At 40.0% G+C, this 12,966-nt stretch carries 11 protein-coding genes and 1 pseudogene; all 12 read left to right on the forward strand.

All coding sequences use genetic code 11. The features are described from left to right. The 12 genes and pseudogenes from JCM9152_RS05455 (at window position 1) to ggt (ending at window position 12,950) form a co-directional block, all read left to right on the forward strand. A pseudogene (locus tag JCM9152_RS05455) lies at window positions 1-1,675 on the forward strand (ABC1 kinase family protein). Between the two features lie 385 nt (window positions 1,676-2,060). Beyond that, on the forward strand, window positions 2,061-3,107 hold the full coding sequence (locus JCM9152_RS05460; RefSeq protein WP_035341813.1) for a ring-opening amidohydrolase: 1,047 nt from the start codon (window positions 2,061-2,063) through the stop codon (window positions 3,105-3,107). Beyond that, the gene (locus JCM9152_RS05465; RefSeq protein ID WP_035341816.1) at window positions 3,104-4,111 is read left to right on the forward strand and encodes an amidohydrolase family protein; all 1,008 of its coding nucleotides are present in this window, start codon (window positions 3,104-3,106) and stop codon (window positions 4,109-4,111) included. The genes JCM9152_RS05460 and JCM9152_RS05465 overlap by 4 nt, the downstream gene beginning before the upstream one ends. Window positions 4,112-4,127: 16 nt before the next feature. After that, entirely contained in the window at window positions 4,128-4,955 is an 828-nt protein-coding gene (locus JCM9152_RS05470) for an ABC transporter permease (protein ID WP_035341819.1), read from the forward strand. A 1-nt stretch (window position 4,956) separates the two neighbouring features. Further along, window positions 4,957-5,751 carry an ABC transporter ATP-binding protein gene (locus JCM9152_RS05475; RefSeq protein WP_035341822.1) on the forward strand — a complete coding sequence of 265 codons (795 nt, stop codon included), beginning with the start codon at window positions 4,957-4,959 and terminating at the stop codon, window positions 5,749-5,751. Between the two features lie 19 nt (window positions 5,752-5,770). Further along, window positions 5,771-6,841: an ABC transporter substrate-binding protein gene (locus tag JCM9152_RS05480; protein WP_035341825.1), complete on the forward strand. Its 1,071-nt coding sequence runs from the start codon at window positions 5,771-5,773 to the stop codon at window positions 6,839-6,841. Window positions 6,842-6,910: 69 nt separating this feature from the next. After that, window positions 6,911-7,525, forward strand: coding sequence for a cysteine hydrolase family protein (locus JCM9152_RS05485; RefSeq protein WP_052015630.1), 615 nt, complete (start codon window positions 6,911-6,913; stop codon window positions 7,523-7,525). 36 nt (window positions 7,526-7,561) lie between these two features. Next, a complete protein-coding gene (locus JCM9152_RS05490; RefSeq protein ID WP_052015633.1) occupies window positions 7,562-9,226 on the forward strand; it encodes a PucR family transcriptional regulator in 1,665 nt (554 codons plus the stop codon). A gap of 14 nt (window positions 9,227-9,240) precedes the next feature. Further along, entirely contained in the window at window positions 9,241-9,708 is a 468-nt protein-coding gene (locus tag JCM9152_RS23960) for an amidase family protein (protein WP_369384526.1), read from the forward strand. Next, entirely contained in the window at window positions 9,705-10,460 is a 756-nt protein-coding gene (locus JCM9152_RS23965; RefSeq protein ID WP_369384527.1) for an amidase family protein, read from the forward strand. Before JCM9152_RS23960 ends, JCM9152_RS23965 begins: the two co-directional genes overlap by 4 nt. Further along, entirely contained in the window at window positions 10,426-11,280 is an 855-nt protein-coding gene (locus tag JCM9152_RS05500; RefSeq protein ID WP_035341828.1) for a fumarylacetoacetate hydrolase family protein, read from the forward strand. Before JCM9152_RS23965 ends, JCM9152_RS05500 begins: the two co-directional genes overlap by 35 nt. A 38-nt stretch (window positions 11,281-11,318) precedes the next feature. Continuing rightward, window positions 11,319-12,950 (forward strand): gamma-glutamyltransferase, encoded by a 1,632-nt coding sequence (gene ggt, locus JCM9152_RS05505; RefSeq protein ID WP_035341831.1) that lies wholly within the window; start codon window positions 11,319-11,321, stop codon window positions 12,948-12,950. Window positions 12,951-12,966: the final 16 nt, after the last annotated feature.

Consider the following 12,966-nt stretch of genomic DNA (forward strand, 5'->3'; position numbering starts at 1 on the left):
ATTTTTGAGAAACGAGTCAGGCATTTAAAGCGCTATCGAGAAATTGTTGCAGCCTTTTCAAAAAATGGGTTTGGCTTCATCGTGAAAGATTTAGGCTTCATGATCTCGTCTCATTGCCAAAGCGATTGTCAATGAAGGACAAAAAGGAAGGTACGCGTTCAACGGGAGAGCGAATTCGAAAATTCTTAGAAGAGCTTGGTCCCACTTTCGTGAAGATGGGACAGCTTGCTAGTACGAGACCAGACTTAATTCCAACTGATATTATTCACGAGTTAACGAAGCTTCAAGATGAGGTGCCTCCTTTCACATCAGAGGAAGTATTTGATATTATTGAATCTGAGTTAGGAAGTTCGATGTCAGAGTTATTTAAAGAGTTTCATTCTCAGCCGTTAGGTTCTGCGTCAATCGGTCAAGTTCACGAAGCGCTTTTACATACAGGTGAACGAGTGGCCGTTAAAGTACAACGACCTCATATTAATCAATTGATTCATACGGATCTGGAAATCTTACACGAGCTAGTTGAAATTGCTGATCATCGCTTGGAGTGGGCGGCGAAATATCGATTAAAAGAGGTAGTGGAGGAATTTTCTCAAGCGTTAATTGCTGAGTTAGATTATCGACGTGAAGGGAGAAATGGAGAGCGTATTGCACGCCAGTTTGATGATGATGATACGGTACATATTCCATGTGTATATTGGGATTACACGACGAAAAAGGTTTTAACGATGGAGTTCGTCGAAGGTGTCAAACTTAATCACTTAGAGTCGTTACGTGAGCATGACTATGATACAAAGCTATTAGCCGAACGGGTGACACGTTCCATTTTACAGCAAATCTTATTAGAAGGATTCTTTCATGGTGATCCTCATCCAGGTAATATTTATGCGTTGCATGATGAGGTTGTTGCATTTATGGATTTTGGCATGGTTGGGAGATTAACGTCGGAGATGAAACAGCACTTGGCTACGTTAATTATTGCATGATGAGACAACGAACGGATGGGGTCATTAAAGCGATCTATGAAATGGGGATTGTTCCTGATGATATTGATATGGATGAATTACGAGCGGATGTTGAGGAATTACGTGAGGAGTATTACGATGTTCCATTTAGTCAGATTCATCTAGGTGAAGCTGTTCATAGGCTCTTTCAAATTGCACATGCTCACCGAATCCAAATACCAACAAACTTAACACTTGTCGGTAAAGCGTTGCTGACGTTAGAAGGAATGATTGAAAAGCTTGATCCTGAACTAAGTATTGTAAAGATTGCCGAACCATTTGGTCGCGAGTTGTTAAAGCAACGCTACCATCCAAAGCAAATGGCAGAGCAAGTGTATGATCAGTTGCAGGATTTAAGAAAAGCCATGTTGAACATTCCACACAATGTCGAGCAGCTTACTTCAATAACAAAAAAAGGACATATTCCGATCGAAGTAACGATGCCGAAGTTGGATATGTTCTTGAAGAAGATGGATCGAATTAGTAATCGTCTCTCATTTAGTATTGTTCTTCTTTCCTTTAGTATTATTATGGTTGGCCTTATTATTGGATCAGCATTGGGAGGCCAAGCTTCTCTGTTATGGAATGTACCCGCAGTGGAAATTGGATTTCTTGTAGCGAGTTTAATGTTTGTTTGGTTGCTATATTCGATCTTTCGTTCAGGTCGTTTTTGAAAAAGGTTTCTCATGATAAGAGGAGTAAAAAGTCATTTAGCCTGTTAAATTACTAAAATGTATCCGAGTATTTTAACTGATTTATAGGCGAGGAAAAGGGATAGTATGTTGAAGCTTATTTAAATTTCACGATATAAAAAGACTACTAAGTTATTTTAGTAGTCTTTTTTATATCTAAAGCTAAGAGTATGTAGAGCAAATATCACTTGTTCAGGTAGATAAACTAACAACAAAGTAGAAATAATCTGACGAAAAACTTTAAAATTATCGATAATCCACAAAATATAAATTTGTTGCTGTGAGGATACACCAATTACTCTACTGTTTCGGAATGCTAACATGATGTCATAACAAAAAACAACTCACAAAAACAGAGGTGGAGCAGATGAACTATGAATTAATTCGATGTGATATGGAGCATCCAGGAGATGTTTCCGCGTTACAGACACTATTAAAAGAAGAGAAAATCAAAGCAGAATCAATTAAGGCAATTATTGCACAAACAGAAGGAGATGGATATTCAAGGGGATATGCTACTTTGGCTTTTCAAGGGTTATTATCCTCCTTTTTATCGATGAGTCATGAGGCGGTATTTGAGCAAATTCCGATGATGATGATTGGTAAGACGGGAGGTTTAATGACACCACATTATACATTGTTTATTCAAGAAGAAGGTGACAAAGTGCATCAATTTAATGAGAAGCGTTTTGCCTTTGGTGTCGCATCAACACCGGTTCTCGATGAGAATGAAATTGGTACGTTAAAGCAAGTTGATTATGTGACTGAAGCAGTGAAACAAGCGATGGAACAGGCCGATATTAAATCCATTGACGATGTGAAATGTGTAGAGGTGAAATGTCCTTGGGGAGTTGGAGGAAGTTTATCGAAGGCAGCTTCGGCATTAGGCTCTGCCGTAGCATTAGAGGAAGTTGAACGGGAAAGTATTTCACAAGAAAGCTTGAATCGAGACCATTCTCTCTATTCAGTTAAAACATCGGTATCAGCAGGTCAGGAGCAAGTATCTGCACGAGTTATTGTGATGGGCAATTCGACCGCTTCTTCTAGTGACCTGTATATAGGGTCAGGGGTGATGGAGGATGCACTTGATGTTGTCGGGCTTAGGAAGTCGTTTGAGAACGCAGGAATAAAAGCTGGATCGACATTGTCGAACGATGAAATGGAAAACATTGTTCAAGTGTTCGTCAATGCTGGAGCAGATGCTCTTTCAACTGTACGAGGAAGGCGACATACGATGCACACCGATGCATTAGCAATGCACTCAGGCATTTTAGCGAAGGCAGTAGCGAATGCAGTTGTTGGCAGCTATGTTGGTGAAACTAGAATATTATGCTCTGCAGGTTCTGAGCATCAAGGTCCACAAGGATCCAACTTGATTGCTCCGGTCGTACGTGTTACGGGAGGTGCGTTATGAGTTTTGTCGGCTGGATGAATTACCATGCGCATATTGATAAAGGGTTTTTGTCACCACCTTTTCGTTATAAAGATGCTCCAGCTTCTACTCGTGCCGAGTGGACACGAGAAGCTAAAGTATTAATGACGAAAAATGAAATAAAAGAAGCTGCCGTGAAAGCTTTAACGAAAATGCATCAATATGGAACGGTTTATGTGCGCACTCATGTTGACGTTGATCCGTTGTTTGAATTACGAGCTATTGAAGCGTTGAAGGAAGTTCAAGAGGAGTGGAAGAATCGAATCGTCATTGATTTGATTGCCTTTAATCAGGAAGGTTTTGATCGTTATCCGGAGACAGAGGTGTTGTTAAAGGAAGCGTTAAATCTCGGAGTTCAAGGAATTGGTGGTCATACGAGTATGGATCAAGACGGAAAGCAGCATATTGATAAGATTATTAAACTAGCGACTAATTCTGATTTAGATTGGATTGAATTCCATACAGATGAAACGGGTAGGATCGATGATTTTAATCTTCCATATTTAGCAAAAGTGACGACCGATGAAGAGCTAGGATCAAAGGTGACAGCGATTCATTGCTGCTCTCTGGCAAATGTTGAAGAAAAGATAGCGATGGAGACGATAGAGGCGGTCGCTCATTCTGGTATGACCGTGACTACTTGTCCGACTGCTATTGCGACAAGGGCATTAACAAGAGTGAAGGATCTAGCAAATGCTGGTGTGAAGCTTCAACTTGGTTCAGACAATTTACGTGATTATTTTAACCCACTTGGAAGTGGAAATATGCTGCAATATGGTCAATTACTAGCCTATATCTTACGCTTCTATGAGCCAACTGAAATGGAGAAAATCATTCAATGGTTATCAACTGTTCCTGAAATAGCAAGAGTGAACGAACAGCTACAGCACTTGTCTTATCAACCAGCCTATGAGCTGAAACTGCCAAGTGAATTATTAGCAGAGGCTCCTACGCCTACTAAGCTAATGGAGAAAATGGTTCGATGAAAGGAGGAAATGAAAAATGGAAACCAAAACGGGAGTGGCGATGATGAGACAACAAGAGAAGAAGGGTAAGCGAGTATTGGTCATTCCACAATTTGTGTGGGCGGCTCTAACCTTATTAGGTATGGCAAGCATTTGGCAATTACTAACGATTTTATTGGATATACCTAGATATATTTTGCCGTCACCGATCGATATAGGAACACGCTTTGTTAGTGACTTTCAAGTATTGTTTTCTCATTCACTGACGACGTTGACAGAAGTATTACTTGGATTTGGGTTAAGCTTAGCGATCGGTATTCCGTTAGCGATCTCGATTGTGTACTCTCGTTATTTAGCCAATTCGTTATATCCGATTTTAATCGGTATCCAATGTATTCCAATGGTATCGATTGCGCCAATACTTGTAATATGGTTTGGCTACGGGTTAACGACAAAAATATTACTTGCCTGCTTAATTTCATTTTTCCCAATTGTCATCAATTCCGTCGTAGGATTTCGTTCTTTGGATAAGGATATGCATGATTTAGGTAAATCGATAGGAATTTCAGAATGGAAAATCTTTTTCTATCTTCGCTTGCCAAACGCCTTACCTCATTTATTTGGGGGCTTTAAAGTTGGAATTACGTTAGCGGTTGTTGGGGCGATTGTTGGAGAATTTGTTGCATCAGAGCACGGTCTTGGCTATTTACAATTAACAGCGAATGCTCGGTTAGATACAACACTGGTGTTTGCGACGCTTATGACACTTGCGATTATCGGGATATTGTTATTCTGTATCGTACACTTATTTGAACGGATATTAATGCCTTGGTATCACGATAACAAAGCAGGAGGGGGGAAGTAATATGGCTACAAAACTAGAGCTAACGAATGTTGGCAAAGTGTTTCAAACGAGAACAGGAAGTGTTGAAGCATTAAGAAACATCTATCTCTCTGTTGAGTCAGGGGAATTTCTAGCGGTTGTAGGTCCAAGTGGCTGTGGGAAAAGTACGATTATGAGAATTATTGCTGGGTTGGATCGACCTACTTCAGGACATGTCCTTCTAAATGAGAAGCCACTTGGAAAAATTGCTGAAGGTGCCGCAGTCGTCTTTCAAAAGGATGTCTTATTAGCATGGAGATCAATTATCGATAATGTGTTATTTCCTCTTGAATTGAAAGGAATAACATGGTTTGATCGGCCAAGCAAGCAAACGAATCGAGCAAAAGCGTTAGAATTACTAGAATCTGTTGGTTTAAAAGGGTTTGAAGATAAATATCCACATGAGTTATCAGGCGGGATGAGACAGCGAGTATCGATTTGCCGTGCGCTTATTCAAGACCCTAAGCTTCTATTAATGGATGAACCATTTGGAGCACTGGATGCCTTGACGAGAGAGCAAATGATGTATGATTTGTTGAAGCTTTCAGATAAATACGGATTTACAACGGTCTTTATTACTCATAGTATTGAGGAGGCTGTCTTTCTATCAGATAAAGTCGTTGTCATGTCAGGAAGACCAGGTACGATTTTGAAGGAAATACCGATTGAGCTACACCGTCCTAGAAGTAGTGAATCACGTTCCAATGTTCATTTTAATCAACATGTTCATGATATTCGTTCGATCTTCCAATCTCAAGGTATTCTAGCAGAAGCTTAAAAAAGGAGAGAAATTTATAATGAGAAAATTTGCAAAATTCTTACTACTGTCGTTATGTATGATGGTTATATTAGCAGCTTGTGGAGAAGGTAATAATCAGGATGATTTCGAGGAAGCAATCAAGACAGTAGGGGAGGGGACGAATGAAGAGGAATCAGAAGATGGAATGACAATTGGTGAACCGGAAGTAACAGACGTGACCTTACGGTTGAATTGGCGCTTTAAAGGAGAATTTTCGCCATTCTTTGTGGCGCAGGAAAAAGGTTTCTTTGAAAAGTATGGCTTACATGTTGATGTATTAGAAGGAAATGGTTCAACAAGTACGATGCAAGCAGTTGCTCAAGGGCAGGATGATTTTGGTGTTACGTCAACAGTTGAGCCTTCACAAGGTTTAATCGAAGGTATGCCGATTAAGATGATTGCGTCTTATATGAATCGTTCACCGATTATGATCGCATCACATCCGGAAACACCAGTTGAAACGCCACAAGATCTTGAAGGAAAAAGCATTGCGATGTCAATCGCATCTACGTTTACAAATGTGTACCCATTTTTCTTAGAAAGTAACGGTGTTGATGAATCTTTAGTTGATTCGGTACAAGTAGAAAGCTCAGCACGTAATGGATTATTTTTAAACAAAGAAGTAGATGCTGTTGCCATCTTCTCAACAAATGAATACCCACTGTTTGAACGGGAGCTAGGCGTAGAGTTGACACCACTTTATTTAGCTGATTTTGGTTATGATCTTGCTGGTTTAACGTTAATAGGAAATGAATCATTTTTAGAAGAGAACCCGAATACAGTCAAGCGTTTCTTAGCGGCGATAGATGAGGCTTTTGAGTATACGTTAGCAAACAAGGATGAGACAGTGGAACTTGTCATGGAGCTGTTCCCAGATGCTATGGATGAAGAAACAGCACTTATGCAGCTTGAATTACTCGAAGAAATTGCTTTATTTGACGGGCTACCTTACGGATGGATGTCTGAAGAGAATATGGAGGATACACTTGATATTTTGGAAGTAAGTGATTTAATTTCTGAGCGTTATGAGGTTGACCGTTATTATACAAACGAATATTTTGAACAGTAAAAGAGATAGAAGGTTCAAAGGGGAGAGAAGCCTTTGAGCCATTTACTCTATGACAGAGGAGGTAGCACATTGGCCTATGATTCGTATTATTTGTGTCGAACTTTATCATCGGCACTCGTTGTTGTTGATATGCAAAATGACTTTGTAGCAAATGAAGGAGCATTTCGGCAAGCAGGCTACGAGGTTGATCATTATCAGGCACTTGAACCGACTATTATGCTCATGATTGAACAAGCAAGGAAGGAAAAGATTCCAGTTATTTTTTTGAAAATGGTTCATTCGAAAGAAAACGATGGGAACGGAGCTTGGGTACAAAGAAGAAAGGAAAAGCAGCATCCAAATAGCTGTCGAGCAGGAACGTGGGGCTGTAATTTCTACAATCTATTACAACCTGTTGAAGGTGATTATGTTGTAGTGAAGCATCGGTATAGTGCCTTTATGAACGAACAATTCGATCAATTGTTGCAATCGTTACAAATTGACACAATGATCATGACAGGAATTAATACAAATACATGTGTGGAATCAACGGCACGTGATGCTCATCAACGTGATTACCATGTAGTTGTTATAAGCGATGCGACCGCATGCGCGTTCCCTGATGCATATGAGCCTTCATTGAGAAATATCGATAGGCATTTTGGTTCAGTTATTTCAAGTGAAAAATGGCTTAGCCTTTTTTGAGAAATAGACGTTGGATAATCGATTGCTGAGGTGATAATGGTGTCAGATGTAATGAATCGTAGAGGATTAACGATTAAAGGGTTATTAGAGCTTGAGCCGTTAGAAGGAGCTAGGCTTGTCGCAGGATATACAAACGTCAATCAGGTTATAAGTAGAGTCAATATTGTTGGTTCACCGGATGTGTTGAATTTTGTCCGACCACAAGAATTCATGATGACAACGGGGTATCCTTTTCGAGATCATGTGGAGGAGCTTGTTGATTTATTACCTCAATTAAAGGAAAAGAATGTTGCTGGGGTTGGGATTAAGGTTCAGCGCTTTATTGATGAAATCCCACAAAGCTTTATTGAAAAGGCCAATGAACTTCATTTCCCAGTTGTTGAAATTCTACCAACAGCAGTATTTTCTGATATTGTAAGAGTCGCGATGGAGGAAGTATTCTATCAAGAATCCGAGCATTTAATGACCTTATACAATCGTGTTCAAGAATGTACGAAGCAAATGGCAGCAGGCAAGGAGATAAGGGATGTTATTTATCATCTAGAAGAGTTGATGGGGAATCCAGTCGTTGTTTATGATTTTGATCGAACGATTATTGCACCATTATTTGAGGATGTATTAGAAGAGTTTGAGTTAAGAAAAACTGTTCAAGCTCTGGAAACAAAGGCCGGTAGTGGGATACGAGGCATTAAAATTCGTGATGAAACATTTTCGTGTATAGCTATTCCATTAACGTCGGAAACGACACTTAGCCATACTGCTTTCATTGCATGTATTGAAACGAATTATGAATTAACAGAAGTGGACTGTTTAACGATAGAAAAAATGAGTACGATGTTAAACATGGAGCTTGCCAATATTGCGGCAAGGAAGCAGATAGAAAAGAGATACATGAATCAATTTTTGAAAGATGTCTTATTAGGTGAAGTGACATCTGATGTAGATATGGAAATTCGAACACAGTCACTTGATTTAGACTTTGAGAGAAAATGGTATCAAGTGTTTATCATGGATGTGAAAGATAAAGGAGCACTTAAAGAGGAATTTACTTACATGGTGTCGACTTTGTCAAAAGCGATAAAGGGGCAATTATATGGAACGGTTTTGCTAGGAGAGTTTACTTTCTTACTTATTGACCATACGAAAAAATCACTAGAAAGAAGCTTTGGTCTTATTCAAAAAGAAGTCGATCGATTCACGAGTTATAAGAATATGCAGGAGTCTTATACGTTATGTGTTGGTGATCACGTACATGATATAAAGAATATTCAAGAAAGCTATCATAAAGCGGTTAAAGTAAACACGATTCGTCAGCAATATACAACAGATAAAAAGGTGATTCATTATCAAGATTTACATCTTTATCGTTTGCTCTATTTAATTCCGGAAGGGACTGAGGTGATTCAATATACAGAGGAAATTCTCGGAGTTCTAGAACGAGCGTCAAAGAAATCAGTCAATTATATTGAAACACTTGAGGCTTATTTCCAAGCTAATCGAAACATCCGTGTGACAGCTGAAACACTTTATACCCATTATAATACGGTTGTTTATCGGATGGAAAAGATATCTTCATTATTGAATGTAGATATTGATGATCCTGAGGTAAGCCTTGAATTGCAGGTTGCACTTAAGCTACGAAAGATGAATCAGTCGCAAATGAAAAAAGTGAAACCACTTGCACAGAGAAAGTATTCGTAAAGGGGAGAAGAGCGATGGACAATTGGAATGCATTTAAAAAGAATAACATGAACTTGTCTGAATCCGAAGAAGGTTCTTTAAAAGGGATGACGTTTGCTGTGAAAGATGTCTTTGCAGTAAAAGGAATCGTTGCAGGTGCGGGGAATCCAGATTGGGAAAGAACACATTCATCAGCCACTGAACATGCATTTGTAGTAAAGCGCGTGTTAGAAGAGGGGGCGACGTTAAAAGGAACGACACATACAGATGAACTAATGTTTAGCTTGAATGGAGAAAATATTCATTACGGGACTCCACTTAATCCAACGAGCATCGATCGAATACCTGGAGGATCATCAAGTGGTTCGGCCGTCGCTGTTGCTGGAGGTGAAGTTGATTTTGCTCTTGGAACCGATACAGGTGGCTCTGTTCGAATTCCGGCAAGCTATTGTGGTGTATACGCTTTAGGCCAACTCATGATCTCGTTTCAGTTGAGCGTGTGATCCCACTTGCGAAGCGTTTTGATACGGTTGGATGGTTGACGAGGGAGTCAGGTTTACTTTACAAACTCGGTACAATATTATTCAACCAACATAACGATTTGCGTCCTTTTAAACGTATCATCGTACTAGAGGATATTATAGAGCTATGTAATAGTGAATGTCAGCACGCATTTTCTAAGCAAAAAGAGCTGATGAAACCATTTGTTGAATCGATAGATACTTTAAAATTGGCTTATGATGGGATGGGAAGTTGGTTAAACACCTTTCGGACGTTACAAGGATATGAAGTATGGCAGGAGCATGGTCAATGGATAGAGGAGTATCAGCCTTCTTTTGGTACAGATATTGATCAACGATTTAAATGGGCAAAGACGATTACGAAAGAAGAGTATGAACAAGCGGTATCGCAACAGAAAAAGTTAAAAGAGCACTTTGTTCAACTTCTTGATGAGGACAGCTTACTTATGATGCCAACAGCTCCATCGATTGCCCCTCTTCTAAAAGCGAAGGGAGAGAAGCTAGAAGAACAACGGAAGCGAACGTTATTAATGACATGTGTAAGTGGCTTAACAGGTGCGCCGCAAGTATCAGTTCCTTCAATGAGCATTAATGGCCTACCGGTAGGTGTTTCCTTTATTGGGTCTACACATCAAGATTTACGCTTACTCAATTGGGTAAAGGAATACGATGAAAAGGTACAGAAGGGAGCAACAACCATTGAAATTAGCGACCATTTTTTATCAAGAAACTGAGCAAGCTGCGATTGTTGTAGAGGATGGGTATATTTTAATTAAAACGATCAATCAATATGAACAGACGCAATGGCCGAATAAGACGTTTGAATTAATTACAACGGAAATGATTCGCGATTTGATTAGCTGGTATGAGCAAGGTGGGTGTCAGAAGCTAGACCGTTATGACAAGGTTGAGAGCGATAAAGCGCAGCTTGCTCCGCTTTATCGAAAGCCTAGAAAAATATGGGGAGTTGGGATGAACTACTTAGATGAGAAGCCTAAGCATGTTTCGACCTATTTGGACCCCGTTAGCTTTATGAAGCCGGATACGACCATTATTGGGATGGATGATGCAGTGAAGATTCCAAAAGGGTCAACGAACACAACAGCCGAAGCAGAGTTAGCTATCATCATTGGTAAGCGATGTAAAGAGATTGATCAAGAAGAAGCGAGCCAGTACATTCTCGGATACACATTAGCATTAGATATGACAGAAGCAGATATACACGCTGAAAACCACCGTTATTTAACACGTGCTAAAAGTTTTGATACGTTTTTTAGTTTTGGTTCGTGCTTATTAATTAATGAAGTGGAAGATGTGAAACAATTACGTGTAGCAACTGTGTTGAATGGTAACGTAAAGTACGAAAAGAAAGTAGGGCATATGCGTTATGATCCAGCGTACATTGTCGCCTTTCATTCAAAGGTGATGACATTATTGCCAGGTGATGTGATTTTAACGGGAACTCCAGGTGCTGTCGTTATAAGAGATGGTGATGTGATTGAAGCCCATATGACTGGAACGAAGCCATTAGTGAATGCTGTTGAGCAACTATAAGGACACTGAAAAAATTTGTAGAAAGAAGGTCGTTTAAGATGAAAGCATATCGACCGACAACAATGGCCCCTGGAGTAATGGTGACAAGTCCTCATTATTTAGCATCACAAGCAGGAGTAAGTGTGTTACGTGAAGGGGGAAATGCATGGGAGGCAGCGATTGCTGTTGCCTCGACACTAGCGGTTGTTTATCCGCATATGAATGGAGTTGGTGGTGATAGCTTCTGGCTTATGTATGATGCAAAGTCAACATGTATGCGTGGTTTAAATGCGAGTGGCCGTTCTGGAGAAAAAGCAACGATTCCGTTTTATATCGATCGAAAGTATCAACAAATTCCAACGCGCGGTTATTTAGCTGCTAATACGGTTCCAGGTGCGGTTTGTGGCTGGGATCAAGTCTTTCAATATTCACAGAAGCATTTGCAAGGAACAGCACGCTGGTCCGACTTATTTCAAACGGCTATTTCGTATGCGAAATATGGATTTCCAGTTACACCAAGTCAGCACTATTGGACAAAGTGTAATGTGTACAATGAAAGCACGAATCTACAAAATTATCGTGAATTTAGGAAAACGTTTCTAAATGATGATTATCAGCCTTTTCAGGTAGGTGAGGTCATGACGTTACACGATTTAGCAAATACACTTGAGGAAATCGCGGATAAGGGGGCACGGACGTTTTATGAGGGTGGTATTACAAAAGCAATAATTGAAGACTTTCAACAGCATGATGGAATGCTCACATTAGATGATTTTGCCTCGCATCAATCAGAGTGGGTTACTCCTCTTTCTGTTCCTTATCGGGAATATACAGCTTACAATCTCCCTCCCAATACACAAGGAATGACGTCGTTATCGATTTTAAATGTACTGAATCAATTTGACCTCCGTCATATTGCGGTGGATTCAGCCGATTATGTCCATCTCATTCTAGAAGCGACGAAGCTTGCCTTTTCTGATCGTGATCAATGGATAACAGATCCTCACTTTGTAAATATCCCGATCGATGAATTGTTGTCAGAAGATAGAGCAAAGGAATTAGCGAAGCAAATCCAAATGTCGGCAGCACTAAATCATGAAAAGCTCCTTGATCCTAAAGGGGATACGGCTTGGTTCGGAGTTGTTGATCAGCAAGGGAATGCTGTATCTTGTATTCAAAGCATTTATCACGATTTTGGTTCAGGTATTATCCCAAAAGGAACGGGAATACTTCTGCAAAACCGAGGGAGCTTTTTTTCGCTAAATCCAAAACATATTAATAAACTTGAACCACATAAACGAACCTTTCATACGTTAAACCCGGCAATGGTGACATATCACTCTGAGCCTCTCCTTATTTATGGTACAATGGGCGGAGAAGGGCAACCGCAAACGCAAGCAGCACTCGTTACGAAAATGATCGATTACGGAATGTCTCCTCAAGAGGCGATTGAAGCACCGAGGTGGTTATATGGACGAACGTGGGGAGCTCTGTCGAATACGGTTAAAGTTGAGTCGCGGATGCGTGAGCATGTTCTAAAAGAATTAAAACGACGAGGACATCCAATTGAAATGGTAGAGCCATACACAGATATGATGGGTCATGCAGGAGCGATATGGATTGACCCGGAAAATGGAATGAAGTATGGCGGAGCAGACCCAAGAGGGGATGGCATGGCGATTGGATATTAATAAGGAGATTAAAGGG

Origin of the sequence: Halalkalibacter hemicellulosilyticusJCM 9152 (assembly GCF_000513115.1) — a bacterium.
Lineage (GTDB): Bacteria > Bacillota > Bacilli > Bacillales > Bacillaceae_D > Halalkalibacter > Halalkalibacter hemicellulosilyticus.